Annotated in this window: 29 protein-coding genes and 1 tRNA gene; 10 read left to right on the forward strand and 20 right to left on the reverse strand. The window is 62.8% G+C overall.

What is annotated here, in order from left to right; translation table 11 throughout:
- Positions 1–1,023: a phage major capsid protein, P2 family gene (locus tag GA645_RS02730; protein WP_152219754.1), complete on the reverse strand. Its 1,023-nt coding sequence runs from the start codon at positions 1,021–1,023 to the stop codon at positions 1–3.
- Between the two features lies 1 nt (position 1,024).
- Positions 1,025–1,957, reverse strand: coding sequence for a GPO family capsid scaffolding protein (locus GA645_RS02735; protein WP_152219756.1), 933 nt, complete (start codon positions 1,955–1,957; stop codon positions 1,025–1,027).
- Between the two features lie 159 nt (positions 1,958–2,116).
- Between GA645_RS02735 and GA645_RS02740 the strand changes: the two genes are divergently transcribed.
- From GA645_RS02740 to GA645_RS02750, 3 genes are read left to right on the forward strand one after another with little or no spacing between them, the layout of a single operon-like run.
- Positions 2,117–4,189, forward strand: a complete 2,073-nt coding sequence (locus GA645_RS02740) for a terminase large subunit domain-containing protein (protein WP_152219758.1) — start codon at positions 2,117–2,119, stop codon at positions 4,187–4,189.
- A complete protein-coding gene (locus GA645_RS02745; protein WP_306092914.1) occupies positions 4,086–4,946 on the forward strand; it encodes a phage portal protein in 861 nt (286 codons plus the stop codon). The genes GA645_RS02740 and GA645_RS02745 overlap by 104 nt, the downstream gene beginning before the upstream one ends.
- Before the next feature lie 54 nt (positions 4,947–5,000).
- Positions 5,001–5,255: an ogr/Delta-like zinc finger family protein gene (locus GA645_RS02750; RefSeq protein ID WP_152219762.1), complete on the forward strand. Its 255-nt coding sequence runs from the start codon at positions 5,001–5,003 to the stop codon at positions 5,253–5,255.
- Here GA645_RS02750 and GA645_RS02755 read toward each other — a convergent pair.
- From GA645_RS02755 to GA645_RS02800, 11 genes are all read right to left on the reverse strand, one after another.
- Positions 5,234–5,461 carry a hypothetical protein gene (locus tag GA645_RS02755; RefSeq protein ID WP_152219764.1) on the reverse strand — a complete coding sequence of 76 codons (228 nt, stop codon included), beginning with the start codon at positions 5,459–5,461 and terminating at the stop codon, positions 5,234–5,236. The genes GA645_RS02750 and GA645_RS02755 overlap by 22 nt on opposite strands.
- 491 nt (positions 5,462–5,952) lie before the next feature.
- Positions 5,953–6,213 carry a hypothetical protein gene (locus GA645_RS02760; RefSeq protein WP_152219766.1) on the reverse strand — a complete coding sequence of 87 codons (261 nt, stop codon included), beginning with the start codon at positions 6,211–6,213 and terminating at the stop codon, positions 5,953–5,955.
- The gene (locus tag GA645_RS02765) at positions 6,206–6,409 is read right to left on the reverse strand and encodes a hypothetical protein (RefSeq protein ID WP_152219768.1); all 204 of its coding nucleotides are present in this window, start codon (positions 6,407–6,409) and stop codon (positions 6,206–6,208) included. Before GA645_RS02765 ends, GA645_RS02760 begins: the two co-directional genes overlap by 8 nt.
- Positions 6,406–6,555 (reverse strand): hypothetical protein, encoded by a 150-nt coding sequence (locus GA645_RS28740; RefSeq protein ID WP_178119474.1) that lies wholly within the window; start codon positions 6,553–6,555, stop codon positions 6,406–6,408. Before GA645_RS28740 ends, GA645_RS02765 begins: the two co-directional genes overlap by 4 nt.
- A 14-nt stretch (positions 6,556–6,569) precedes the next feature.
- Positions 6,570–6,818 carry a hypothetical protein gene (locus GA645_RS02770; RefSeq protein WP_152219771.1) on the reverse strand — a complete coding sequence of 83 codons (249 nt, stop codon included), beginning with the start codon at positions 6,816–6,818 and terminating at the stop codon, positions 6,570–6,572.
- 75 nt (positions 6,819–6,893) lie between these two features.
- Positions 6,894–7,088 (reverse strand): carbon storage regulator CsrA, encoded by a 195-nt coding sequence (gene csrA, locus GA645_RS02775; protein WP_152219773.1) that lies wholly within the window; start codon positions 7,086–7,088, stop codon positions 6,894–6,896.
- Between the two features lie 13 nt (positions 7,089–7,101).
- Entirely contained in the window at positions 7,102–7,365 is a 264-nt protein-coding gene (locus GA645_RS02780) for a hypothetical protein (RefSeq protein WP_152219774.1), read from the reverse strand.
- Positions 7,359–7,715 (reverse strand): hypothetical protein, encoded by a 357-nt coding sequence (locus GA645_RS02785; RefSeq protein ID WP_152219776.1) that lies wholly within the window; start codon positions 7,713–7,715, stop codon positions 7,359–7,361. Before GA645_RS02785 ends, GA645_RS02780 begins: the two co-directional genes overlap by 7 nt.
- Positions 7,716–7,730: 15 nt before the next feature.
- Positions 7,731–8,261, reverse strand: a complete 531-nt coding sequence (locus GA645_RS02790; protein WP_152219778.1) for a hypothetical protein — start codon at positions 8,259–8,261, stop codon at positions 7,731–7,733.
- On the reverse strand, positions 8,261–10,915 hold the full coding sequence (locus tag GA645_RS02795) for a toprim domain-containing protein (protein ID WP_152219780.1): 2,655 nt from the start codon (positions 10,913–10,915) through the stop codon (positions 8,261–8,263). The genes GA645_RS02790 and GA645_RS02795 overlap by 1 nt, the downstream gene beginning before the upstream one ends.
- A gap of 9 nt (positions 10,916–10,924) precedes the next feature.
- A complete protein-coding gene (locus GA645_RS02800; protein ID WP_152219782.1) occupies positions 10,925–11,143 on the reverse strand; it encodes a hypothetical protein in 219 nt (72 codons plus the stop codon).
- A 92-nt stretch (positions 11,144–11,235) separates the two neighbouring features.
- On the opposite strand from GA645_RS02800, the gene GA645_RS02805 reads away from it, so the two are divergent.
- From GA645_RS02805 to GA645_RS02820, 4 genes are read left to right on the forward strand one after another with little or no spacing between them, the layout of a single operon-like run.
- Entirely contained in the window at positions 11,236–11,475 is a 240-nt protein-coding gene (locus tag GA645_RS02805) for a DNA-binding transcriptional regulator (protein ID WP_152219784.1), read from the forward strand.
- Complete coding sequence (locus tag GA645_RS02810; protein ID WP_152227863.1) at positions 11,475–11,714, forward strand: helix-turn-helix domain-containing protein; 240 nt, start codon at positions 11,475–11,477, stop codon at positions 11,712–11,714. The genes GA645_RS02805 and GA645_RS02810 overlap by 1 nt, the downstream gene beginning before the upstream one ends.
- A 3-nt stretch (positions 11,715–11,717) precedes the next feature.
- Positions 11,718–12,767 (forward strand): tyrosine-type recombinase/integrase, encoded by a 1,050-nt coding sequence (locus GA645_RS02815; protein ID WP_152219786.1) that lies wholly within the window; start codon positions 11,718–11,720, stop codon positions 12,765–12,767.
- Positions 12,768–13,295 carry a hypothetical protein gene (locus tag GA645_RS02820; protein WP_152219788.1) on the forward strand — a complete coding sequence of 176 codons (528 nt, stop codon included), beginning with the start codon at positions 12,768–12,770 and terminating at the stop codon, positions 13,293–13,295. It abuts the gene before it with no gap.
- Between the two features lie 109 nt (positions 13,296–13,404).
- On the opposite strand, the gene GA645_RS02825 is transcribed toward GA645_RS02820, so the two are convergent.
- The 5 genes from GA645_RS02825 to rpsU all read right to left on the reverse strand — a co-directional run bounded on the left by GA645_RS02825 (position 13,405) and on the right by rpsU (position 21,697).
- Positions 13,405–13,481, reverse strand: a tRNA-Ile gene (locus tag GA645_RS02825).
- Between the two features lie 16 nt (positions 13,482–13,497).
- Positions 13,498–17,232: a bifunctional diguanylate cyclase/phosphodiesterase gene (locus tag GA645_RS02830; RefSeq protein WP_152219790.1), complete on the reverse strand. Its 3,735-nt coding sequence runs from the start codon at positions 17,230–17,232 to the stop codon at positions 13,498–13,500.
- Between the two features lie 104 nt (positions 17,233–17,336).
- Positions 17,337–19,193 carry an RNA polymerase sigma factor RpoD gene (gene rpoD, locus GA645_RS02835; RefSeq protein WP_152219792.1) on the reverse strand — a complete coding sequence of 619 codons (1,857 nt, stop codon included), beginning with the start codon at positions 19,191–19,193 and terminating at the stop codon, positions 17,337–17,339.
- Between the two features lie 79 nt (positions 19,194–19,272).
- Positions 19,273–21,279, reverse strand: coding sequence for a DNA primase (dnaG, locus tag GA645_RS02840; protein ID WP_152219794.1), 2,007 nt, complete (start codon positions 21,277–21,279; stop codon positions 19,273–19,275).
- Positions 21,280–21,481: 202 nt separating this feature from the next.
- The gene (rpsU, locus tag GA645_RS02845) at positions 21,482–21,697 is read right to left on the reverse strand and encodes a 30S ribosomal protein S21 (RefSeq protein ID WP_003085057.1); all 216 of its coding nucleotides are present in this window, start codon (positions 21,695–21,697) and stop codon (positions 21,482–21,484) included.
- A gap of 200 nt (positions 21,698–21,897) precedes the next feature.
- Here rpsU and tsaD point away from each other — a divergent pair, with 200 nt between their 5' ends.
- On the forward strand, positions 21,898–22,923 hold the full coding sequence (gene tsaD, locus GA645_RS02850; RefSeq protein WP_152219796.1) for a tRNA (adenosine(37)-N6)-threonylcarbamoyltransferase complex transferase subunit TsaD: 1,026 nt from the start codon (positions 21,898–21,900) through the stop codon (positions 22,921–22,923).
- Positions 22,924–23,016: 93 nt separating this feature from the next.
- Here the strand turns inward: tsaD and plsY are convergent, their stop codons facing one another.
- Complete coding sequence (plsY, locus tag GA645_RS02855; protein WP_152219798.1) at positions 23,017–23,586, reverse strand: glycerol-3-phosphate 1-O-acyltransferase PlsY; 570 nt, start codon at positions 23,584–23,586, stop codon at positions 23,017–23,019.
- An 80-nt stretch (positions 23,587–23,666) separates the two neighbouring features.
- On the opposite strand from plsY, the gene folB reads away from it, so the two are divergent.
- Together folB and folK are read left to right on the forward strand one after the other, a co-directional pair.
- Positions 23,667–24,020 (forward strand): dihydroneopterin aldolase, encoded by a 354-nt coding sequence (gene folB, locus GA645_RS02860; protein WP_015475255.1) that lies wholly within the window; start codon positions 23,667–23,669, stop codon positions 24,018–24,020.
- Positions 24,011–24,547, forward strand: a complete 537-nt coding sequence (gene folK, locus GA645_RS02865; protein WP_152219800.1) for a 2-amino-4-hydroxy-6-hydroxymethyldihydropteridine diphosphokinase — start codon at positions 24,011–24,013, stop codon at positions 24,545–24,547. Before folB ends, folK begins: the two co-directional genes overlap by 10 nt.
- Positions 24,548–24,786: 239 nt before the next feature.
- Here the strand turns inward: folK and GA645_RS02870 are convergent, their stop codons facing one another.
- A complete protein-coding gene (locus tag GA645_RS02870) occupies positions 24,787–26,016 on the reverse strand; it encodes a multifunctional CCA addition/repair protein (protein ID WP_152219802.1) in 1,230 nt (409 codons plus the stop codon).
- Between the last annotated feature and the right edge of the window lie 31 nt (positions 26,017–26,047).

The raw sequence follows: 26,047 nt of genomic DNA on the forward strand, positions 1-26,047 counted from the left end.
TCAGGCCTCCAGCAGCTCGACGTTTTCGGTCAGCGCGAACTTCTCCAGCTGCTCGATCACGTAACCTTCGTTGCGGCTGTTGTAGTCCTCGACGCGGGAGCGCTTCGGGTTGTCGACGGTCTGCTTACGCCAGCTGGAGCCCTGGATGTAGATCGACAGGTTGTCCCAGCTGGTGACCAGCACGGCGTTCACCGGGAAGTTCGGCACGGAGAAGGACAGGAGACCACCGTAGGTGGCGATCACCTGCATCGACTCGATGCGCTCCTTCTCGGTCGGGGTGTCGCCCTGCTTGGCGTACAGCTTCGCCTTGTCGGCGGCCAGCAGGTCGCTACCGATGATGGCGATCAGGTCGCCGTCCTCGCGCAGGTTCTCGTCGACCATCTGCTTGGTGTCATGCACCAGGGCGTCGAGGTTGGCGTAGTCGCCGCCCACGCCGAGGGTGACCTTACCGGCGACCTTGCCTTCCTTCAGCACCTGCGCCGGGATCTGCTCGCGCGCCTGCTGCAGCCAGCCTTTGTTCACGTCCTGGAGCTTCGGATAGGCCACAGGATCGGAATCCGGAGCAACGTGGGTGCCGTGGAAGCCGATCATGATGCGGTCCTGGGCGATACGCTTTAGAACGGCCGCCGAATAGCGGTCAGCAAAGTCGGGGAACTTCGCCCAGGCGTCGATCTTGGCGTAGGGCAGACCCACGTCGGAGTGGGTGTCTTGCAGCTCGTACTGGGTGTTGTCCAGGCCGGAGGCGTCCTTCGCCTCGCGGTCCTTGTTCTTGGTGTTGGTGCGGCCGGTGACCGGGCCGTTCACGCCGATGAAGACCTTCTCGCCCTTCACTTCGTTGACGAGCACGATGTTGATGCGCTCCAGGAAGTCGGCGCGCGCGGTGATCGCGTCGTTCAGTTCCTGGGTGATGGTGGGCTCTACAGCAAACTGCCGGGTCGAGTCCTGGACGCCGTAGGTTTCGGCGATGTCGACCTGCAGTTGGGCGTAACGTTCGGCGGCGGCGGGGCTCAATGGCTGGGCCATATCAGAACACCTTCTTTTTCTGGGTGGCGGCCGGGCCGGTGGTGCGCGGCAGTTGACGTGCCTGCACGGTGCTCAGCAGTTGGCTGAACTGCTTTTCGATACCCGCCAGGCGGGCGTCGACGCTTTTGTCGGCCTGGCGACGGCGCGCGAACGCGCGATCTTGTTCGGCCTGGTCGACGATGTCCTGCACGGCGGTGTCAACGCTGTCGACCTGGTCCTGGTTCTCGGTGTCGTCGACTTCGGCGGTCGCCGGCTCAATCACGGCCTGGATACCGGCGGCGACGAGCAGTAATTGTTCCAGCAGGGCCTTCAACGCTTTCGCGGTGGCTTCATCCATTGGGGGTGTGCTCTCGGTTGGGGTTTGCGGGGTAGGGGCGGACGGCAGGGCTTCGGTGGCGAAGCGCTTGAAGAAGGCGGTCAGGGCATTGATCAGGCCCGATTCGCCGGGGGCGGCTTCCGGCTCGCGCAGGGCGCCCAGCTCGACAGAAGCAGCGAAGTAGGCGGTCTTGTGGGTCCGCCGGGAGAAGTACAGCTCCTGGGTGCCGAGGCTGGCCGGTTCGTCGGTGACGCCCAGGCCGGTCAGGTAGGCCTTGCCGGAGTTGGCAAAGTTGGGGGTGATCTCGATGCTGCCGAACAGTTTTTCGCCCCGGTCGTTGAGCCACAGCAGCTTGTCGTTGGGCTTGAGCTGGGCTTCCAGCGCAACCTGGTCGTCCTCCAGCTCTGGGTCGTCTGCAGGCTCGACCAGGCGCACGGCAAACACGGTGCCGTGGGAGCCCGGCCAGCGCTCGTGGTCGCACCAGATCACGGCGGTGTAGCGCGACGGCTTGTAGGTCTCGGCGATATCACGCAGTTCCTGGGGCGTGATCTCGCGGCCGTCGGCGGTGGTGCCGCTGGTGGCGACGCGCTTCCAGTAGGAGACGAGGGAGCGGGGCATGGATTGGTGGGCTCGGAGGGCTTCGGAGACCCCACCATAGGGAGCTGTCAGAACCTAAACAAACGCTTTGCTTTTGCTGCGTAACTATCTGATAAAAATAGGAATATTAAGGAATTTATCGGCACGTTCGATGCCGTTTCGCCGCATAGACTGCGGCCCATGCCCTACTCCATCGAAGTCAAAGAAACCGCCAAGCGCCTCTATCTGCGCCGCTGCAAACCGCGCGAGATCCAGGCGCAGCTCGGCCTGCCAAACGTCCGCATCGTCTATTACTGGATCGCCAAAGGCGGCTGGGACGAGATGCTGACGGACGAGGAGCCGCTGGCCGCTGTCAGCCGGCGGATCACCTTGCTCCTGGAGAAGCCCGAGACCCTGAGTAAGGGCGAGCTGGACGAGCTGGACCGCCTGACCACGCTGCGCGAGCGCCTGCAGAAGCAGGCGGCCAAGCCGGCGCCCTGGGCGGAGCCGGATGCAGCCGCGGTGCCGCGCGAGGGCGGCAGGGAAGGGGAGCGCCAAGGCCGCCGTGAGCGGGGTGAAAGAGGGGAACGCGGGGGCGGCAAGCGCAGGGAGAAGAAGCCGAAGAACGACGTCAGCGCGCTGACCGAGCTGGACTTCCTGGAGAAGTTCACCTCGACCATGTACGGCTACCAGCAGGAGCTGCACCAGGCCAAGCAAAATCCCCTGACGTGCCGGATCCGCAACGTCCTGAAATCGCGCCAGGTAGGCCTGACCTACTACTTCGCCGCCGAGGCGTTCATGGATGCGGTATTGACGGGGGATAACCAGATCTTCCTGTCCGCCAGTCGCGCCCAGTCCGAGATCTTCCGCAGCTACATCGTGGCGTTCGCCGCCAACTGGTTCGACCTGGAGCTGACCGGAAATCCCATCGTGCTCAGCAAGGACGGCAAACCGTGGGCCGAGCTGCGCTTCCTGTCGACCAACAGCAGCACCGCCCAGGGCCACCATGGGCACGTCTACATCGACGAATACTTCTGGATTCGGGACTTCGAGAAGCTGAACACCGTGGCCAGTGCGATGGCCACCCACAAAAAGTGGCGGAAGACCTACTTCTCGACACCCAGCGCCGTCACCCACCAGGCCTACCCGTTCTGGACGGGGGAGGAGTTCCGCAACAGCAAGCGCGGCAAGCGGGGCGGTGGCACCTGGCCGAGCGACGCGCAGATCCACGCCGGCGCGCTCTGCCCGGATGGCCAATGGCGCAAGGTGATCACCATCGAGGACGCCATTGCCGGTGGATGCGATCTGTTCGACATCGACCAGCTGCGCCTGGAAAACGATGACGATCGTTTCGACCAGCTCTACATGTGCAAATTCATCGACAGCACACAGAGCGCCTTCGGCCTGGCCGACCTGGAGCGGTGTTATTCCGACCTCGGGCTATGGACCGACTACGACCCGGACGATCCGCGCCCGTTCGGCAATTCGCCGGTGTGGCTCGGCTACGACCCCAGCCGCACGCGCGACGATGCTACCTGTGTGGTGGTGGCGCCGCCGCTGGAGCCCGGCGGGAAGTTCCGCATCCTGGAGAAACACAGCTGGCGGGGGCACTCCTTCACCTACCAGGCCAGCCAGGTAGAGAAGCTGTGCGAGCGCTTCAACGTGCAGCACATCGGGATCGACATCACTGGCGTGGGCTACGGCGTGTTCGACCTGGTGCGCGACTTCTACCCGCGCGCGACCCCGATCCACTACAGCCTGGAAGCCAAGAACACCCTGGTGCTCAAAGCCCAGGACACGATCCAGGGCAGTCGCATCGAGTGGGACGCCGGCTGGACGGAGATCGCCCAGGCCTTCCTGTCGATCAAGCGCGGCACCACCGCCAGCGGCCAGATCACCTACAGCGCATCCCGCACCGAAGCCACCGGCCACGCCGACGTGGCCTGGGCGGTCATGCACGCGCTGGCCCATGAACCCCTCAACACCAACAAGCGGCGCCGCAGCCGCTACGCACTGAGCACCCAGAGCAGCCATGGCCAAACGAAGAAACCAGCAGCAAAAACCGCCACGACAGCAGCCCACGCGGGCGTTCTCGTTCGGCGCCCCCGAGGCGGTGCTGACGCAGAATATCGGGCAATACCTCGGCGTCTTCGCCAGCGACAACGGGCGCATCTACACGCCGCCGGTGTCCCGCGTCGGCTTGGCCAGACTGCTGCGCGCGAACGCGCACCACGGCGCCATCCCCAAGTTCAAGCGCAACCTGCTGCTGCGTGACTTCCTGCCGTCTGCCGGCTGCAGCACGCAGATGATGGGGCGCGCAGGCCTGGACTACATGGTGTTCGGGGAGGCGTACTTCTACCGGCGAGAAAACGCCTTCGGCCAGGTCCTGGAGCTGGAGCACCTGCCGGCGATCAACATGCGGGTGAAGGTCGACGGCGGCTACGTGATGTTGTTGCCAGACGGGAAAGAGCTCGAATTCGAGGCCGGCGAGATCGAGCACGTCATGGACTACGACGTGGAGCAGAACATCTACGGAGTGCCCGACTACCTGGGCGGCCTGCAGGCGCTGCTGCTCAACGAGGCCGCCACGCTGTTCCGGCGCCGCTACTACGCCAACGGCGCCCACGCGGGCTACATCTTCTACACCAACGACCCGGACCTGACCGAGGAGGACGAGGAGGAGCTGCGCGCGCAGATCAGCGCGAGCAAGGGCGTGGGCAACTTCCGGTCGATGTTCGTGAATATCCCGGGCGGCAGCGAGAAGGCGATTCAGATCATCCCGGTCGGGGACTTCCAGGCCAAGGACGAGCTGGAAAAGGTGAAGAACATCACCCGCAACGACATCATCGCGGCGTGGCGAATGAACCCGGCGCTGGCCGGCATCATTCCGGAGAATGTCGGGGGCTTCGGTGACATCGAGAAGATCGACAGGGTGTACACGGACAACGAAATGCGCCCGATCTACCAGCTGTTCCTGCAGGTCAACGAAGCGCTACGCGAGGACCGGCGTATAGGATTCCGGGAGGCATAGAGCCACTACATGTTGTGGCACAATAGTTCCTATTGTGGAACTACGGGGGTGGGGATGCGGATCTACTGCAAGGAGTGTGGGGGCAAGGCCCGGATTGGCTCCAGGGACGAGGTGACGCTGGAGTTCGTCCGGCTGTATTGCGGTTGTCTCGATCCACGGTGTGGCCACACCTTCGTCATGAACCTGACTTACTCACATGCGCTTCGTCCTGCGGCGGGGGACGTCGATCAGTTGCTGTTCGACCGTCTCCGCCAGTTGCCCCTGGCGAAACAGCGGCAACTGTTCGATCAGCTTGGCGCGCTGCCCTGATCGATGGCGGTGTAGGCCTGGTTCGCCGCGTCGTCCAGGTCCGACAGTTTGCTGGAAATTCCGCTGAAAATACTCCAGGCACCCGCCCGCGCCTGCTCGCATAGAGCGGTATTCGAGGTCATTGCAGAACCCATGAATATCACCTGGCACTGTATGTCCTGCATACCGTCTCTAATCTCCGTGAGTTTCCTTTTGACGTTTTCCATCTCTCGCTCCTAGCGCTTAGAATTTTTGGCGGGGCGAACTTTACTCATCGGAAAATTGTTGCGTCAAGACCCGTTCGGAGGTTTCTAGGAAGTTTCTTAAACCCAAGGTTAGGGGTTGGGAAGTTCGGTTCCTAATCTCGGTTGTCAATACACGGTAAAATGTCTGTATACCGCGCACTTGCTGGCTTTGACAATTTGTCACATAAACTAATCCCGAATTCCAAGGCTCAATTTTCAGGAAATTGTAGTTTCATGTGCATGAATCTATAAAAACGTGCACACGTTTTTTGGGGTTCATGCAGTTAAATGGATAAAGGAACAATTGTGCTTATGTACTTATGTACGTAATAGGGTCGGAATTGCGGGGGTATAATTAAGCGTTAATTGACGCAATGACACTTTGACGCAGCAATTTGCACGGTATTGTTCTATTGCATCGTTGCTAGAAAAACACCGGCAAAGAAAAAGGGCGCCGTAGCGCCCTTGGTTTCCTATCCCCAGCCTTCCCGGTCATCGAGGCAGGAGAACCTCACTACACCGAACCGTCGACACCCTCCCGGGTCTTGCATCCCCACCAAGAACTCACCTGGTGGCAGCGGCACCTGGACCACTCCGAAGCTGGTGTACAGGTCCAGGATCTGGGTGGCCTCGATCAGCTCGAAGGCGGAGCCGACGCCAAGTCGCTGGCGGATCTGTTGCAGCCTTTCCGGGCTGGCCTTCATCTGCAGAGCGGACAGCACTGGGTCACTCATCAGACGTCTCCGGTAGAGAGAAGGTCTGGCCGCTGGTGTCGCTGTCCTCCAACTGCAGCAGGTCAGGGTTGCGACCGAGTTTCTCAGCCACGCGCTCGGCTGCACGGCGGGCGCTTTCCGCGCAGCTGGCGGTGACATTCAGCCCCTTGGCGCGTGCTACATAGGTTCCGGTGGTGAAGCGGGTGATGATGATCATGCTTGCACCTCATCGAGCTGTTTCAAACAGCCCCAGCAGATCGGATGCAGGCCGTCCGGCTCGCTCTTGTCTGCGCTGTAAAACCCTAGATCGGCTGGCAGCCACCAGTCGCATCGGGGGCATTTTTTCTCGGTTACGTCACTCATCTCGACGGGCTCCATCAGATCAAAGAGGGGGAACGGTGTTGGCTCGACTTGGCCAACTGCGCGGCGATCACCTGGGCATCCTGGTCGCTCAGCTCGCCCAGACGGCGCGCCATATCGGTGACCGTTTCCAGGCGTGCCCGGGCTTCCGGCGTCTTCATGACCAGGAAGCCGACCAAGGCCCCGCCAATCAGGGCTGTAACCAGCAGGTGGCGGGGTGGTGTGGTAGCCTTTGTGGTACCGCTGTTCAGGTGTTGAGCATTCATCGTGTGGCTCCTGTGTGGTGGCCGGTGCCGAGGAGCTGCAACTCCTCGGCACCTTTCATTTCCGGCTAGGCCGGGTCAGTCCTGCAGGGCAGGTGTGAGCGACGCCGTAGTGCTACGAATGCGCTCGTAGACTTCCTGGCGGTGAACATCGACAGAGCCCGGCGCGGTGACGCCAATGCGCACCTGGTTGCCCTTGATGCCCAGTACGGTGACCTCGATGTCGTCACCGATGCGGATGGTTTCGCCGATACGGCGGGTCAGAATCAGCATGTGGTTACTCCTTTCAGGGGTGGGGCTGTTCAGTGGAAAGAGGGGTGGCGGTGAACACAGGGCGCCAGTCGCGGCGCACCTCGAACACCCCCAAGTCGCGGCCGTCCACCACGGTCAGGTGGATCAGGGTCTTCTCGGTTGGGGTCTCGCTGGGGTGGTGGCGCCAGTAATCGCTGGCCACCAGCTCGGCCAAGCTCTCGGCGGGCAGGTTGTCGACATAGCTGGTCGGCAGTGGCATCTCGCCCGGGGCGCCGTTGGCGGTGTAGGCGATCAGCATTCCTGCATTACCTCCGGCGCCCACATCTCCATCAGTTGCTGCCAGATCGCGCTGCCGTTCTGGACACGCTCATGCACTTCCAGCTCCGGGCTGTAGTCCATCATCAGAACCTTCAGGCAGTCCTCGAACAGCACCAGGTCCAGGCCTCTCAGGTCGGTCAGGTCGAAGGGGAAGTCCTCTCCGTTGTACAGGCCGAGCAGGAAGCGACCGACAGCACGGCCTTGTCCGGAGGGACGCAGGGCGATCGGGACCAGTCGATTCAGGGCCTGTACGCCGGCGGTGACCAGCGCGGGGCGTTGTTTCTGGTGTTCCATGGCGTGGGTCATTGCTGCGCTCAGGGTGTTACTCATGGGGTTGCTCCTCTCTCAGTTGCTCAGGGCGTTGTCGTAGTTGGCCAGCAGGCCGACCAGCACCTGGAACACCTCGGTGTCCAGGTGCGAGGCGGCCAGGTGGTCGAGAGGCGCGGAAAGAGAAAACCCCGCGTATGCCCATCGGGAGTCCGGAACATCCGGAACTAGCGCCCCTGCGCATTGTTGGAGGCCTTGAATTACGGGGCCTCCAGCCGCTTGGAATTGTTCCTGTGCTACTGGTAACAAGCGGAACGGATTTTCCAGATGAGTCGCTGCGGCCCACGTGGCACTAGGGCTGCAGCGTTTTACGAATAGTCCTGAATTCCGGAACATCTCTGGAACCTGTGTTCCTGAAATTGTCCCGGCTTGTTTCTGTTTGTTCCCCAGTTGGTGGAACGGTTTTCTGTATGTAAGTTGTTGGTTTGTCTTGAGTTTTTCTTCCTTGTTCTTAATGTTCCGAATGTTCTGGATGGACTGAGGGGATACGCACAAAACACAGCTACTGCTGTCAGGCCTGCCCAGGCCCACTTTCATCCCGTTGCTCATCACTCCTTCCCCCGCTTGGCGAACACCCAGCAGTTGAGGGGGCGCTTCTCCAGCTTGGAGCGCACCTTGCGCACTTCGATAAAGCGGTGGGTGGTGCTCAGCGGCAGTACGCGGCGGAGGGTGACGGCGGGGAGTACCTCCATCCCTGCGTGGCGGCAGGCCTGCTGGAAGTGCTCCAGGTTGATGGCGATCAGGTCGCGATCATTGCTGTGGTTCAGGCGCTCGCGGATTTCTTCACGGGTTTCGCCCTTCTCGGTGATCGTCACCACGTCCTCGTTCAGGAAGTGGTAGATCTGCCAGAACTGCGCTGCGCTTTTGTTCTCCGCCCCAATGCACTGCTGCCGCTCCAGGGCGCAGCCTTCCAGGTGCTTGGCCAGGGATTCCAGGGCGTTGTCAGTCCAGGCCGGGAACAGCGCCTGGGTGGCCTTGGCTGCGGCCATCACCTGGGCGTGGCATTGCACGATCCGGCTGTGCTCAACGCCTTGGATGGCCTGGAAGCGCTGCTCGTAGTGGGCGAAAGCGGCGAAGTAGCGTTCCAGCCAACCTCGCTCGTCGCACAGCGCGGCGCGCAGGAAGCCGGCCACGTCCTCCACCTCCATCCCGCGTAGTCGTTGGGCCAGTGGCTTGAGTGCCGGGCTGTGGTGGGCGCGGGTCATGTGCAGGTAGACGATGCGGGTGATGATCGCCTCATGCCCTTCCACTTTGGAGTTCTGCGAGATGCAGATGGACCCGCGGAACAGCAGTGCCTCGGTGTCGGCATTGGTGCTCTTGACGCCGGTCACGCGCAGCTTGGCGTTGTAGTCGAACAACGCCTTGATTTCCTCCCAGTTGTACTGAACCACCACCTCGCGGCCCATGGCGTCAGTGGTGGTCTTGTCTGACTCCAGCAGCACCACCGGCAGGTTGCTGACGGCAGCCATGGCGCGCAGCAGACCGATGGCCGAGGCGCCGCTACCGCTGGGCTTGATGCCTTCCTCATTGCGCCGACCGACCAGCATCCAGAGGAAGCGCAGCAGGGTGGATTTGCCCGCGCCGGCATCGCCGGTTAACTCCAGGAATGGCCAAGATGCCTGTGCCGCCCGGATCTGCTGGGCGAACAGCGAGCCAGTCCACCAGGCCAGTGCCGCCAGGCCGTTGAGGCCGAACACCGCCATGAAGTCAGCGAACCACTCCGGATCGAAGTCACCACCCCGCACTACGGCCATGCTGCGTACAGAGGTTTTCAGACCATCGCCACTCACCTCCAGATAGCCATGCTCGTTGTTCATGATTTCTTGTCCTTTGTGATAGCCGAAGCTGGGGTAGCAGTAGGCGGCGGTGTCGTCGTCGAAGCCGATGTAAGGCAAGGTGCGCACGGTGCGGGCGTCGCGTTGCCACTCTTTGCGGAGCATGGCCAGCACCTTCTCGCCCCCTTCGAAGGTGCCGAAGGGGGTTTTCTCGATCAGGGCCTTGGCGAAGTTGCGCGGGTCGTTCACCGAACTGGGCGGCAACGCTTCGCGGCAGCTGCGGCGGGCGTTGGGAAAATCGAAGCTGAAGAAGAAGCGCTGTTCGCCAGTGACCGCATCGCGCTCGATGTACTCGAAGCGCGGCACGCAGTTGGCTACCTCGGTGATGGTGGTGTGCTTGGCGAACTCGGGCTGGTGGCCCTCGATGTCGTCGCCTTCGATGTCTTTCTGCAGCTCGGTGAGGTTCACCCGCGCCGAATACAGGCAGCTGCCGAACTCCACCAGGAAGAAGCCGGTGCGCTTCTTCAGGTACAGCAGGTAGGCCTTTTTCATCGGCGTAGTGGCGCAGAACAGGCGGCCCTGGTAGCAGGCTTCCTGCAAATAGGCATCATCCAACTGCCCGTCGCGGTACACGTCGTCCCAGTCACGGTCAGGGTCGCCGAGCGCTACCCAGCCGATTTCCTTCATCTTGCGGAGCTGCGCCAGGTACTTGGGCACTACGGAGCGCCCAGCCTTGTCGTTGTCCAGGGCGATGCACCAGGTGATCAGCTTTTCTTTGTGGGCCTCGATGATTTGCCAGGGGAAGTTGTTGCAGCTGATGGCGGCGATAGCCTTGTAGCCAGCCAGGGTCAGGGCAATGGCGTGGAAGATCCCTTCCACCACGTAGACCCGGCAGCCTTTGTCGAAGGTGAGGCCTGGCGGCACCCAGCCTTGCCCCTTGTAGCTCATGCCGTATTTGATGCCGGCCTTCGCGCCGTCGTTGCGTTCAACGGCTCGGGCGTCGATCAGGCGCTCCCAGTAGCCGTCGCAGAGTTGGAAACGGACGGTGTCACCCCAGCTCTCGTCGGCAAGCTTGCGACGCTCCTGGGTATACCAGCCCGGCATCTTGCTAGTGTCGAAGCCACGGTTACGCTGCAGGTAGGCGTCAGCAGTGGCGGTCGGGTTGGCCTCGGTCCGGGGGAAGCGCTCGCTAAGGTTTTCGAACAGGTAGCTGTAGCGCTCGCGGGTTTTCTCGGTATAGCGGCACTCGTTCTGCCGGTTACACGCCAGGACATACGGCTGTTTGCAGCCGATGTACAGGGTGCGGTGGCCGCAGTTGGGGCAGAGCCCCTTCTGTAGGTACTTCTCGCCGATGTCCTTGAAGTCCAGCTGGTGGTCGTTCTCCAGGGCCTGGATCACGTCTAGCCGGTAGATGTCCTCGAAGTTCATTCGGCCCCCTTAATCCTGGGCAGCCTGACGAACGCGCTCCGCCTGCTCGGCGGCCTCCATGGCGATATGCACCATGTTGATCAGCACACTGGTTTTCGTGCCTTCAGCTTTGGGGCGGATGATGTAGTGGCCTTGCTCGATCTCCCGGCGAATGGAGCGGTCGGAGAGTCCGGAGCGGCGCGAAAACTCCTGAACTGTTACGTAGGGCGTGTCGATGACAATCTGCATTCTGCTAACCTCTCTAGTGATATTGCCAAGCAAAGTGTCTATATAGACACCAAGGTTAGGTGTCTATATGAACCCCTGTCAAGAGAGGAAAGATGGATTTTGCGGACAAGCTGAAAGCCATTCGCAGCCGTGAAGGGCTTACCCAAAAGGAATTTGGTGATCTCGCTGGCATCAGTATCAACTCGATGAAGAAGTACGAGTCGTCTGCCTTCGAGATGGGATACGGCGCACTCACGAAAGTGCTTCAACACCCTCGATTCATGAAGTACGCACTCTGGTTGATGACGGACACCGTTGCGCCTGAATGCGGCCAGGTCAGCCCGGTGCAATGATGCTGCTTGCGGACCGATTGAAGGCCGTAAGGACCAGGGAAAAGGTCACCCAGGCGGTTCTGTGCGAGGAGGTGGGGCTTTCGATTAGCACCCTCAAAAAGTATGAGTCGAACCTGCGCATTGAGATCAGCCTGGTGTCGCTCCAGAAGATCGTCGCGCACCCTCGCTATCGGAAATACGCACTGTGGCTCCTGACTGGGGATGTCAGTGCTCTTTCTGAACAGGTCAGCCCTCTGTAACCCATGTCAATCAAGAAACTGGAGACTGGCGAGTGGCTGGTGGACTGTCGTCCTGAAGGGCGTGCAGGCCCGCGAATCCGGCGCCGAGTGAAGTCGAAGAACGAGGCGATGCACCTGGAACGCCGCATCATGGGCGACGGTTCCAATGGGACGTTCGAGAAGGCCCCTAAGCTGGATGAGCGGCGCCTGAGCGAGCTGGTCGACCTCTGGTACAAGCTCCATGGTCAGAACCTGAAAACTGGCGAGCAGCGCCTGGCGTTGCTCCAGGCGATGGCTGAGCGGATGGGCGACCCCAAGGCCCACAAATTCACCGCCAACCACTTTGCCACCTACCGGGCCGAGAGAGCCGAGGGCAAGCACACCAGGTCGAAGCCGGGGCGTGGATTCAGCAAGGCAGAGGGCAAGGCAAAGCCGATCAGCGCGAACATGCTGAACCATGAACTGGCCTACCTACGGGCGGTCTTCAACGAGCTGGAGCGGCTGGGCGAGTGGGTAGGTGATAACCCGTTGGCCAGGGTGCGGGCGTTGAAGTTTGATGAGGCTGAGATGGCCTACCTGGAGACGGACCAGATAACCCCGCTGCTTGATGGCTTGGCGGCAGAGGTGTCATCTGATGCGGCCCTGATTGCCGAAGTCTGTCTTTCAACGGGAGCCCGTTGGGGCGAGGCGGAGAAGCTGCTGCCACGTCAGGTGCGAAACCTGCTCATTCACTACAGCAAGACGAAGTCCAGTAAGAACCGTTCGGTCCCTATCACCGAGGATCTGCAAAAGCGATTGCAGGCGGCCCTGCCGTTCCGACCGAGCTACAACATCTTCCGCAAGGTGGTGGAGCTCCTTGGCCTGGAGCTTCCCGAAGGGCAATTGACGCATGTCCTGCGTCACACCTTCGCCGCCCACTACATGCGCAACGGCGGCGACATCCTGACGTTGCAGCGTGTCCTCGGTCACGCAACTCTGGCGATGACGCAGAAGTATGCCCACTTCAGCCCAGGCCACCTGGCCGATGTGGTGAGGCTGAATCCAATAGCTTGGCCTTCCGTGGGGGAGAGTTAAATGGTTGATGGGACGGATTGGACGACTGTTCTGGTTGCACTGGCATCCGGGGCAACCGGGGCGGCGGGTACCTTTGGAATGCACTGGTTGCAGGGTGGGAACGAGCGGAAGTCCGTGCGGGCGTCGATCCTGGCTGAAATCAGGGCACTGATTGAGCTGGTGGAAAAACGTCAGTACGTACCGGCGCTAATCGAGGAGTGCCAGAACCTTAGCCTGCGGGTTAGCACCTGCACTCCCTTTTCCCTTGGTGAAGTGCAACCGATGGTCTACCAGGTGACGGTGCCTGAGAACTACAACCTGATATTCCGCGAGAATTCGTCCAAGTTGGGCTGCTTAGAACCTCAAGATGCAGCTGATGTTGTCAGGTTCTATCAGTTGATACAGAGCGTAATCGTCGACATAGGTCCTGGGGGATTCCTCTATGAGGGTGCCCGAGATCCAAACCAGGTTTACGCGACGATCAGCATATTCGAGAACGCTTTGGCTATCGGATCTGCTCTGCTGGAAAGGTCAGATGCGCGGCGCTAGTGGACACTTTGTGGACGCTGGCGAAAAGTGAAAGACTGAAGTTGATCGGATTTCATCAGGGCAAAAACACGAAAGCCGCGCAGTGCGCGGCTTTCGTGTTTCTGAAGGGTGGTGGGCCCACACGGACTTGAACCGTGGACCAAAGGATTATGAGTCCTCTGCTCTAACCAACTGAGCTATAGGCCCCCAGAAGGCCGGCGGATTATACCGATGCGTTTTCCGTAGCGCCAACCGAGTTCAACGGAGTGAGGAATCGGTTGGCAAAGGCGTCGGCTGGCAGCGGGGGGCTCAGGGCGTAGCCCTGGATCTGGTCGCAGCCTTCGGCTTCGAGGAAGTGTTCCTGGGCCTGGTGTTCCACGCCTTCGGCGATCACGGTGAGGTTCATGCTGCGGCCCAGGGCGATGATGGCGCGGGCGATGGCAGCGTCGTGCGGGTCGTCGGGCAGGCCGTGGACGAAGGATTGGTCGATCTTGAGAATGTCCAGCGGTAGCTGCTTGAGGTAACTCAGGGACGAGTAGCCGGTGCCGAAGTCGTCGATGGCCAGTTGTACGCCGAGGTTCTTCAGGCTGTGCAGGATGGTCAGGGCTTCCTCGGTCTGGTGCATGAGGAAGCTTTCGGTGATTTCCAGCTGCAGGCGCGAGGGCTGCAGGTGGTAGCGGGCGAGCAGGTCGCGGATGCGTTCGACGAGGTGGGGCTGGCGCAGTTGCGCGCCGGCGAGGTTGACCGAGAGCGGGCCGAAGGCGGCGTGGCTGTCCTGCCAGCGACTCATCTGTCGGCAGGCTTCGCGCAGGACCCAGTCGCCCAGCGGCAGGATCAGGCCGTTCTCCTCGGCCAGCGGGATGAAGCGGTCCGGGGCGATCGCGCCAAATTGTGGATGCTTCCAGCGGATCAGGGCTTCGGCGCCGACCAGCAGGCCGCTGCCCAATGCGAGCTTGGGTTGGTAGTAGAGCTGCAGCTGGTCGGTTTCCAGTGCGCGGCGCAGTTCGTGCTCCAGGGCCATGCGTTCGGTGGCCTGGAAGGTGAGTTCGCGGGTGTAGAACTCGACGCGGTTGCGACCCTGGGCCTTGGCGCGGTACATGGCGGCGTCGGCGTTCTTGACCAGGGTGGCGACGTCGCTGCCGTCGCCGGGGTAGAGGCAGATGCCGATGCTGGCGCTGACGAAGAATTCCTGTTCGCCGGCGATGAACGCGGCTTCGAAGCAGTGCAGCAGCTTCTTCGCGACGTGTTCGGCGTCCACCGCCTGGTGCAGGCCGGGCAGCAGGATGATGAATTCGTCGCCGCCCTGGCGCGCCACGGTGTCGATGTCGCGCAACTGGTCGCGCAGGCGATGGGCAATGGATTGCAGCAGCAGGTCGCCGACCGGGTGACCGAGACTGTCGTTGATGTGCTTGAAGCGGTCGAGGTCGAGGAAGAGTACGGCGCCCTGGTGGTGGTCTTCCTGGGCTTCCCTGAGCGCGGTGGTCAAGCGGCTTTCGAAGAGCAGGCGGTTGGGCAGGCCGGTGAGCGGGTCGTGGTGGGCCTGGTAGTCGAGCTTGGCCTGGGCGTACTTGAGTGTGGAGATGTCGGCGAACACGCCGACGTAGTGCGAGATTTCGCCGTCGGTGTTGCGCACGGCGCTGATGGTCAGCCACTCCGGGTAGAGCTCATGGTTCTTGCGGCGGTTCCAGATTTCGCCTTGCCAGTGGCCGTCGGCGTTGAGCTGGTGCCAGAGGGCGATATAGAAACTGCTGTCGTGCTGCCCGGAGGCGAGCAGGCGCGGCGAGTGGCCGAGTGCTTCCGCTTCGCTGTAGCCGGTGATTTCGCTGAAGGCGCGGTTGACCGCGATGATGCGCTGGCTGGCGTCGGTGATCATCACGCCTTCGGCGGTGCTTTCGAACACGGTGGCGGCCAGTTGCAGCTTTTCCTGCATCTGCTGGCGCTCGGTGATGTCGCGGGCGATGGTCAGCAGGCAGTCATCGCTGCCGATGGTAATGCGGTGGGCGGACAGTTCGCACAGGCGCAGGCTGCCGTCGCGGGTGCGGATCTGCACGGCGAAGTCCTGAACGCCGGACTCCCGATCAACGAACATGAGCAGTTGCTCGCGGTCGGCGGGGTTGGCCCAGAGGCCGAGGCTCAGGGTGGAGCTCTGGGCCACTTCGGCGCGGTCGTAGCCGGTGATGCGGGTGAAGCCTTCGTTGACCTCCACCAGCCGTCCGTCGCCGACGCGGGTGATGAGCATGCCGTCGGGGGATGCGTGGAAGGCCTTGGCGAATTTTTCCTCGGAGACGCGCAGTTGCTCTTGGGTCTGCTTGACCTGGGTGATGTTGCGCACCACCACGACCAGCGCGGGGGTGTCGTCGAGAACGATGTGCTGGGCGGAGAGCAGGCCGGTGAAACGGCTGCCATCCCGGCGATTGAGGGGGATCTCGATGTTGTCGAGGTTCTGCCCCTGCAGGCGGGCGAGCATTGTCGGCCCCAGGTCGGGCGAGCCCCAGATGCCCAGTTCAGTGGCGGTCTTGCCCAGTACCTCGCTGGCCGCAAGGCCGATCTGCTGTTCGAAGGTGCTGTTCACGGCCAGCAGCGTTCCGTCGACGCGGCGGGCGAGGACGATGATGTCCGGGCAGTGGTGGAACACCGAGGCGAATTTCTGCTCGGACAGGCGCAGCGCCTGTTCGGTCTGCTTGGCTTCGGTGATGTCGATCATCAGGCCGCGCAGGATCATGTCGTCGCCGTGCTGGATCAGGGTCACGATGTCGCGAATCCACATCACGCGGCCATCGGCGGCGAGCATGCGGTAGTCGAAGCTGTGGTTGCGCCCCGCCTGGCTCTCGCTCATGCAGTAGCTGACGGCCTGCTCGGCGTCGTCCGGATACAGGGTGCGTTGCCAGAAGCCGGGCTCCAGCCAGTCCTTGATCGGGTAGCCGAGCAGGCGCTGGGCGTGGGGGGACACGTAGGTGAAGCGGTTCTCCGAGAGGCGCATTTCCCAGGCGATGGCCGTCAGGCTCTCGACCAGGCCGCGGTAGTGCTGCTCGCTGTCGCGCAGCGCCAGTTCGAGCTTTTCCCGCCTTTGCATCTCCCCGCGCAGGCGGCGGTTCATGGTGATCAGCACCAGGACGGTGAAGGTGACCAGCAGGAAGACGGGGAGGCCGATGGCGAGCATTTCGCGCCAGACCGGCCGCGTGTCGAACAGGCCGCCCACCCAGGGCTCCTGCAAGGCTTCGATGTCTTCGGGTGTGAGCTCGGCGATGGCCTTGTCGATTATACCGGCGAGGATCGCCTGGCTTTTCGGAACCGCCATCGCCAATTGGTAGCGGTAGGGGGTTTCGCCACTGATCTGTACGCCTTCGAGCTTGAGCTGCCGCAGATTCCAGACGCTGGAGGCGAGGTCGCCGACGAAGGCATCGACCTGCCCCGTGGCCAGTGCCTGCAGGCCTGCGGCGATGCTGGGCAGTGGTTGCAGGCTGAGGTCGGGGTGGTTGGAGGCCAGCAGTTCAAAGGGGGCGTAATGGGCGACCACGCCGACCTTGAGGCCGTAGAGGTCTTTCAGGTTGCGAGGTGCCGGCCCGTCCTTGCGCGCGAGGATGATGATCGGGAAGTCGAGGTAGGGGCGGGTGAAGGTGAGGTATTCCAGGCGCTCTGGCGTGGCCATGATGCCGGGGAGGACGTTGATCTTCTCCTCGCGGGTCAGTTGCAGGAGTTCGCCCCAGTTGGCCGGCTCCACCGGCTCCAGCTGCACGTTCAGGCGCTGGCTGAGGAGATTGGCGTAGCTGGCGGCCAGACCCTGGTAGTGGCCGTCGCTATCGCGGAACTCGAAGGGCGGCCAGGAGGTGTCGACGCCCAGGCGCAGACTCGGGTGTTCGTGCAGCCAGCGCTGTTCTTCGGGCGTGAGGCTCAGGGCGAGCGCCTGTCCTGCCCAGAATGCGAGGCACCACAGTAGAACTGCCTGCAGACGCGGCATGAAGGGCCTCACTCCTGGGGGACTACGCCGAAGTGTAGACGTGGCACTTTGCCCAGTGGAAGGCCCCAAAGAAAAACCCCCGGTTTTCGGCCGGGGGTTCTTCATCACTCGTCGAGGAAGGAGCGCAGGTGCTCGCTTCGCGACGGGTGGCGCAGCTTGCGCAGCGCCTTGGCTTCGATCTGGCGGATACGCTCACGGGTTACATCGAACTGCTTGCCGACCTCCTCGAGGGTGTGGTCGGTATTCATGTCGATGCCGAAGCGCATGCGCAGGACCTTGGCTTCGCGAGCGGTGAGGCCGGCGAGGACTTCGCGGGTGGCTTCCTTGAGGCTCTCGCTGGTCGCCACTTCGATCGGCGACTGCATGGTGGAGTCCTCGATGAAGTCGCCCAGGTGCGAATCTTCGTCGTCACCGATCGGCGTTTCCATGGAGATCGGCTCTTTGGCGATCTTCAGGACCTTGCGGATCTTGTCTTCCGGCATGTCCATGCGCTCGCCCAGCTCTTCCGGGGTCGGTTCACGGCCCATCTCCTGCAGCATCTGGCGGGAGATACGGTTGAGCTTGTTGATGGTCTCGATCATGTGCACCGGAATACGGATGGTGCGGGCCTGGTCGGCGATCGAGCGGGTGATCGCCTGGCGAATCCACCAGGTGGCGTAGGTCGAGAACTTGTAGCCGCGACGGTATTCGAACTTGTCCACCGCCTTCATCAGGCCGATGTTGCCTTCCTGGATCAGGTCGAGGAACTGCAGGCCGCGGTTGGTGTACTTCTTGGCGATGGAAATCACCAGACGCAGGTTCGCCTCGACCATCTCCTTCTTCGCGCGACGGGCTTTCGCCTCGCCGATGGACATGGCGCGGTTGACGTCCTTGATCTCGGCAACGGTCAGCTGCGAGCTGGTTTCCAGGTCGACCAGCTTCTGCTGGTTGCGCAGGATGTCATCCTTCAGGCGCTCGATGGCCTCGGCGTACTTGGGCTTGCCCTTGAGTACGGCGTCGACCCAGGCGGTGTCGGTTTCATGGCCGGGGAACTGGCGCAGGAAGTCGGCACGCGGCATGCGGGCATCACGCACGCACAGCTGCATGATGGCGCGTTCCTGACGGCGGACGCTGTCCAGCGAATCGCGAACCTTGGCAACCAGGACGTCGAACTGCTTGGGCACCAGCTTGATCGGCATGAACAGTTCGGCCAGGGCGAGCAGTTCCTCGCTGGCCTGCTTGCTGCCGCGGCCGTGCTTCTTCAGGGCCTTCTTGGCCTTGTCCAGCTGCTCGGAAACGGCGCCGAAACGACGGGCGGCTTCTTCCGGGTCCGGACCGCCATCGCCTTCGTCGTCGTCGGAGCTTTCGCCGTCGCTTTCTTCATCTTCTTCGTCGTCCTTGGCCTTGGCATCGGCGCTGTCGTCCTTCAGGTCGACCGGCACGACTTCCTCAGCCGGCAGGCTGCCGTCATCGGGGTCGATGTAGCCGCTCAGGACATCGGACAGGCGGCCGCCTTCGGCAACCACACGACTGTATTCTTCGAGGATGCCGTCCACCGCGCCCGGGAACTGGGCGATGGCGCTCATCACTTCGCGGATGCCTTCCTCGATGCGTTTGGCGATTTCGATCTCGCCTTCGCGGGTCAGCAGTTCCACGGTACCCATTTCACGCATGTACATGCGCACAGGGTCGGTGGTGCGGCCGACGTCGCTCTCCACCGCAGCCAGGGCGGCAGCGGCTTCTTCGGCGGCGGCTTCGTCGGTATCGGTCTCCGCCAGCAACAGGGCATCCGCATCCGGGGCTGTCTCGAATACGTTGATCCCCATGTCGTTGATCATGCGGATGATGTCTTCCACCTGTTCCGGATCGGAAATATCCTCCGGCAGGTGGTCGTTGACCTCTGCGTAAGTCAGGTAGCCCTGCTCACGACCACGGGTGATCAACTCTTTGAGACGAGATTGCTGTTGCGCTTTTCCGGACATAACACCCTATCCACTGAAGGTCTTGGCGGGCTGAAATTAAGCCGAGGATTATACCAGATTCGAGGCTTCAGGCGCCAGTTCAGCTCTGGGCGCCTGGTGACGAGGGGGAGCTGATGTGCTCTCGCAGCAAGGCTTTCTCATCGTCGGTCAGTTCACTGGGGCTCTTCTGCAACACGCTACGCAGACGTGCTTCGCGGCTGCTGTGCAGTTGATTGTGTGCAAGTGTAGTAATGGTGTCGAAGAACTGCTTTTCAAGATTGTCCTGGCCGATCAACCATTCCTTTTCCGCCAGGACCTGTAGCAGGCGTCCTTGCGGGGTTCCGTGCCAGCGCGCGATCAGGTGCATCGAGCGTTGGCTGGGGTTCTTCTGCAGCGCTTCGACCAGGGCCGCGAGCAGCTGCGAGTATGTCTGGCCTTCGTTGGCGAAGTGGCTGGCATCCTCGACCTTCTGTGCCAGCTGCGGGTGGTGCAGCAGGGTGCGCAGGGCGGTCAGGGTCGGCGATTCGACGCTGATCTCGGTGCGCGGCTGGCGCGGCGTGAAGTCGCCTTTGCGGCCCTTGCCGTCCCATTTGCGATCGCCCTTCCAGGGTTTCTTGCCCGGCTTGCCACCGCCATTGCCGGCGGAGAAGTCCTTTGGCGCTTCGAAATAGCTCGAGGCATCCTGATAGTGACTGTCGCCGTGCTCGGCGAACTGGCCCATGTCGTAGTCGGCGTATTCGTGTGCGTGCGACTCCGGGCCGTGCGAAGGCGCGGCAGCGGAGTGACCTGCATGACCGGAGCGTGGCGCGCTGATCTGGTTGAGCGCGTCGCCGGAAAGGCCGGTGATCTGGCCCAGCCGCTGGCGCATCAGCAGGCGCAGGGTGTTGCCGGGGATCTTCTCCAGCAGCGGTCCGGCCAGAGTCGCCAGGTGCGCCTTGCCTTCCAGTGTGCTGGGGTCGGCTTCCTCGGTCAGCTGCTGGAAGAAGTAGTCGGCCAGCGGCTGCGCCTGGTGGGCGAGGCGGGCGCGGAAGGCGTCCGGGCCTTCGGCGCGCACCAGGCTGTCCGGGTCTTCGCCTTCGGGCAGGAACAGGAAGCGCACCTTGCGCCCGTCCTGCAGGTTGCTCAGCGCGGATTCCAGTGCGCGCCACGCGGCGTTGCGCCCCGCCTGGTCGCCGTCGAAGCAGAACAGGATGTTCGGCACGATGCGGAACAGGCGCTTGATGTGTTCTTCGCTGGTGGCCGTACCCAGGGTTGCCACCGCGTTGCGGATGCCCTGTTGCGCGAGGGCGATGACGTCCATGTAGCCTTCGACCACCATGATCTCGTCGAGGTCCCGGTTGTTCTTCCGTGCTTCGAACAGGCCGTAGAGCTCCTGCCCCTTATGGAAGACCGGGGTTTCCGGCGAGTTCAGGTATTTCGGCTTGTCGTCGCCCAGTACCCGGCCGCCGAACGCGATCACCCGGCCGCGGCTGTCGCGGATGGGGAAGATCACTCGGTCGCGGAAGCGGTCGTAGCGTTTGCCGCTGTCGGGGTTTTCCACCAAGAGGCCTGCGTCGAGCATGGCCTTGAGCTGCAGGTTGTCGCCGCCCAGGTTCTTCAGCAGGTTGTCCCAGCCCGGCGGGGCGAAGCCCAGGCCGAAGTCACGGGCGATCTCGCCGGTCAGGCCGCGGCCCTTGAGGTATTCCACTGCGGCCTTGCGCGCCGGGTGGTTCTTGAGCGCCTGGCGGTAGAAATCGGCGGCGGCGGTGAGCAGCGGGTAGAGCGGCGAGTCGACCGGTTGTCGTGGCTTGTTGCCGCGCCGGCCTTCCTCGCGGGGTACGTCCATGCCGGCCCGCTTGGCCAGGTCCTCGACCGCCTGGACGAAGTCCAGCTGGTCGTGGTCCATGATGAAGCCAAGCGCGTTGCCGCCGGCGCCGCAGCCGAAGCAGTAGTAGAACTGCTTGTCGGGGCTGACGGTGAAGGAGGGTGTCTTCTCCTTGTGGAACGGGCAGCAGGCGCTGTAGTTCTTGCCGGTCTTCTTCAGCTGAATGCGCGAACTCACCACATCGAGAATGTCGGTGCGGTTGAGCAGGTCATCGATGAAGGATTGTGGAATCAGGCCGGCCATAGACTCATCGGGACGCAGGGTGGACCCAAGCATAACGCCCGGCGGCGAAACCGCGAGCGAAGCTTGAATCTAAGTATGGGGCTTGAAAAGCAAAAAACTCCGAAGTCCGCGAACGCGAATCGGAGTAGTTGTGCCCTGTTTCAGGCACACGCCCGGCGACTGGGCCGGGCGATGCGGAAAGCGTGCGACGTAGCGCTGTAACTCAGTACAGGCGCTCGCGGCGGCGCTGCTCGCGCTGCACTTTCTTGGCGTGACGCTTAACAGCGGCAGCGGCCTTGCGCTTGCGCTCGGCGGTCGGCTTTTCGTAGAACTCGCGGCTACGGACTTCGGCCAGTACGCCTGCTTTTTCGCAGGAGCGCTTGAAACGACGCAGAGCTACGTCGAAGGGTTCGTTCTCTTTAACTTTGACGGCGGGCATCCAGGTCGTACCTTCAATGATTACCGGAGGATTTATCGCGCTCCTGACGGTTGTTCGGAGTCGGCGGTTTTCAAGGGTTGCGGATATTAAACCTTCGAGCGGAGGAATGCAAAGCCTCCGATCGAAAAGCGCTGGTCCGAAGCCAGGCCGCCGATTATGATGCGCGGCTTCAAATTTGCCCAGAGTAAAGGCTCGAACCCATGCTAGTGCTGGGGTTGGAAACCTCCTGCGACGAAACCGGCGTCGCACTTTACGACAGCGAAAAGGGCCTTTTGGCCGACGCGCTGTTCAGCCAGATCGACCTGCACCGCGTGTACGGCGGCGTGGTCCCTGAGCTGGCCTCCCGTGACCACGTCAAGCGCATGCTGCCGCTGATCCGCCAGGTGCTGGACGAGTCCGGCTGCACGGCCGAGAACATTGACGCCATCGCCTACACCGCCGGCCCCGGCCTGGTGGGCGCGCTGCTGGTCGGCGCGTCCTGCGCCCAGGCCATGGCGTTCGCCTGGGGCATACCGGCCGTCGGCGTGCACCATATGGAAGGTCACTTGCTGGCGCCGATGCTGGAAGAGCAGCCGCCGAAGTTTCCGTTCGTCGCCTTGTTGGTCTCCGGTGGTCATACCCAGCTGGTGCGGGTGGATGGTATCGGCCGTTACCAGGTGCTCGGTGAGTCCGTGGACGACGCTGCTGGCGAAGCCTTCGACAAGACCGCCAAACTGCTCGGCCTGGCCTATCCCGGTGGCCCGGAGATCGCACGCCTGGCCGAGAGCGGCACCGCTGGTCGCTTTGTCTTCCCTCGGCCGATGACCGACCGGCCCGGCCTGGATTTCAGCTTCAGCGGCCTCAAGACCTTCGCCCTGAATACCTGGCAGCGTTGCGTCGCAGAAGGTGATGACAGCGAGCAGACTCGCTGCGATATCTCCCTGGCATTCCAGACCGCCGTGGTGGAAACCCTGACCATCAAGTGCCGCCGCGCGCTCAAGCAGACGCACCTGAAGAGCCTGGTGATCGCCGGTGGTGTGAGTGCCAACCAGGCGCTGCGCCAGCATCTGGAAAAGATGCTCGGTGAGATGAAGGGCCAGGTGTTCTACGCACGTCCGCGCTTCTGCACCGATAACGGCGCGATGATCGCCTATGCTGGCTGCCAGCGGTTGTTGGCCGGGCAGAAGGACGGGCCTTCGATTGGCGTGCAGGCACGTTGGCCAATGGAGTCGCTGCCGGCGGTCTGAATAATGACGCTGCAAACGACGCGGCCCATGCTCTGAGCGGCATGGGCCGTTTTTTCGCTTGCAGCGCGGTTTGCCGGACAGGAAGCTGGTGGATCAGAAGTGACGTTCGCGTCCTGCGATGAGATCGCGCAGGTTGCTGCGATGACGCCAGACGATCAGGCCGGTGAGCACGGTCATCGGCAGCAGCGCGGAAGGCTCCTGCCAGGCCAGCAGCGGCAGGGTCAGCGGCGTGGCGACCAGGGACGCGAGCGAGCTGGTGCGTGAGAGCTTGAAGGTGACCAGCCAGGCCACCGCGGCGAGCAGTGCGGCGGGCGGGTAAAGCGCCAGCAGCATGCCGGCGGCAGTGGCAACGCCTTTGCCGCCCCGGAAGTTGAAGTACAGCGGATAGAGGTGACCGATCACCGCCGCAAGGCCGACCCAGGCCTGCTCCATGTCGTTCAGGCCGATCAGGCGGGCGACGAGGACGGGAATCAACCCCTTGGCGAGATCGCCGAGCAGGGTGAGGATGGCGATCTTCTTGCCGGCGAGGCGCAGCATGTTGGTGGCGCCGGGATTGCCCGAGCCGCTGGCGCGCGGGTCGGCGGTGCCGAACAGGCGACTGAGAAGTACCGCGAAGGACAGTGATCCGAGCAGGTAGGCGAGGATCGCCAAGAACCAGAACATGGTTTCCACCGGAGACGAGGTCGTTTCCGATTCTAACGGGGCGCCGGCCGATTGTCGTGTCGCCTTGGAGCATGCAGTCAGTGGACAGAGTTTTCATCGAGGGGCTGGAAGTGGACACCGTGATCGGCGTCTACGACTGGGAACGGGGTATCCGGCAGTGCCTGCGCCTGGACCTGACGCTGGGTTGGGACAACCGCCCGGCAGCGGCCGACGACGATATCGCCAAGGCCCTGGACTACGCCGTGCTCTCCGAGCGTGTCATGGCGTTTGCCCGTGACGCGCATTTCCAACTGGTGGAAACCTTCGCCGAACGCCTGGCCGAGTTGCTGATGGCCGAGTTCGGCATCCAGTGGCTGCGCCTGAAAGTCACCAAGCCCGGTGCCGTCGCGGCGGCCATCGGCGTGGGTGTGGAGATCGAACGCGGATGCCGCTGACAACGGTCTACCTGGGACTGGGCAGCAATTTCGAGCGCGAGCGCCATCTGCTCGCTGGGCTCGAGGCGCTGGACGGCTTCCTCCAGGATATCCACTGCTCGCCGGTGTTCGAGAGCGAGCCGGTAGGCATTCGCAGCGGTCCCTTCTACAACTTCGTGATCGTCGCGCGCACCGATCTGCCGCTGGCGGAACTGAGCCTGCGGTTGAAGCACATCGAGGCGGACAACGGCCGCTATGCGCCGGAGCGCAAGGGGCTGCCGCTGGATATCGATGTCCTGCTGTATGGCGACCTGCACGGCGAGTTCGACGGCCTGACGCTGCCGCGCGCCGAAGTACTGAAGAACGCCTTCGTGCTCTGGCCGCTGTCGCTGTTGGCGCCGCAACTGAAACATCCGGGCGTGCAGCGCAGCTTTGCCGAGCTGTGGGCCGAGGCGCAGATCGACCAGCAGCTCTGGCCGGTGCCGTTCCAGTGGCGTGGTGTGGAGCTGACGCCGGTGACGCTGCTCGAGGCGCATCCGGCGGCTTGACGCCAGTTCGAGTCTCTCCCGGGCACCGAACCGTAGGGAGCGGACTTCGTCCGCGATGCTATTCGGCGCGATGCGAACCTATCGCGGACAGAGTCCGCTCCTACGCAAATCCTGACTTTGGCGCATCGGCGTATAACCGCGAACGGTTATACGCCCTAAGGGCTCGTCATCCCCTGTAGGAGCGCCCCATGGGCGCGATCGCGGGCATGGCCGGCTCCTACGATTGGGCGGAGGTGCTGTCAGGCGGCGTGGCTTTCCTTGTAGGCCTTGAGGGCTGTCAGGCGCTCGCGCTTGAGCGCTTCGCCCAGTTCGGCGCCCTTGTATCCCTTCTCCAGCAGTGGCTGCACCGCGACCGCGCGTGCCGCTTGCGCAGCCCCGCGCAGGTACTCCGCCTGCGGGTATTCGCGATTTTCCAGCCCATGGCGGCCACGGGCGTCCATCTCGCTGGCGGCGAGAAACTCCTCGAAGCGCTGCGGCCGGCGGTAGACGTCGAAGGACTGCAACAGCTCCAGGATGGTGCTTGGTCGTAGCTCCAGCGCGCGGTGGCTGTGGGTGTGGTACTCGCCCGCCAACCGCGCCAGCTCCTGGCATTCACGCGGAACCTTGAAGCGTGCATTGATCGTGTCGATCAGCGGCAGGCCGAGATGTTCGTGGGCGTGGTGCCTGGGCCACTCTTGCTCGGGGGTTTCGCCCTTGCCCACGTCATGCACCAGGCAGGCCCAGCGCACGCTCAGCGGCTGCTCGTACCTGGCGCATTCGCGCAGCACGGCCAGCACATGTTCGCCGGTATCCACTTCCGGGTGATGTTGTGGCGGTTGCGGCACGCCGAACAGCGCGTCGACTTCCGGCATCAGCACGGCCAGGGCGCCACACTCGCGTAGGACCTGGATGAATACGTCCGGGCGCGGCTCCATCAGGGCGCGGGAAATTTCCTTCCAGCTGCGTTCGGCGGTCAGCGCTTCCAGCTCGCCGGATTCGGACAGCTCGCGCATCAATTCCAGGGTTTCCGGTGCCACGGAAAAACCTAGCGGCGCATAGCGGGCGGCGAAACGGGCGACGCGCAGCACGCGCAGTGGGTCTTCGGCGAAGGCAGGGGAGACGTGGCGCAGCAGTCGCGCCTGGAGGTCCTGCTGGCCGCCGTAGGGGTCGAATACGGCGCCCTGTTCGTCCTCGGCCATGGCGTTGATGGTCAGGTCGCGGCGGATCAGGTCTTCTTCCAGGGTGACGTCGGGGCTGGCGTAGAAGGTGAAGCCGCCGTAGCCGCGTCCGCTCTTGCGTTCGGTGCGGGCCAGGGCGTACTCCTCGCCGGTTTTCGGGTGGAGGAATACCGGGAAGTCGGCGCCAACCGGGCGGTAGCCCTGGGTGAGCATTTCGTCGGCGCTGGCGCCGACCACGACCCAGTCGGTGTCGCTGAAGGGCTGGCCGAGCAGGCGGTCGCGCACGGCGCCGCCCACCTTGTAGATCTGCATGAAGCTGTCTCCTGTTCTGGGGGATAGCTTC

The organism is Pseudomonas sp. SCB32 (assembly GCF_009189165.1).
GTDB lineage: Bacteria > Pseudomonadota > Gammaproteobacteria > Pseudomonadales > Pseudomonadaceae > Pseudomonas.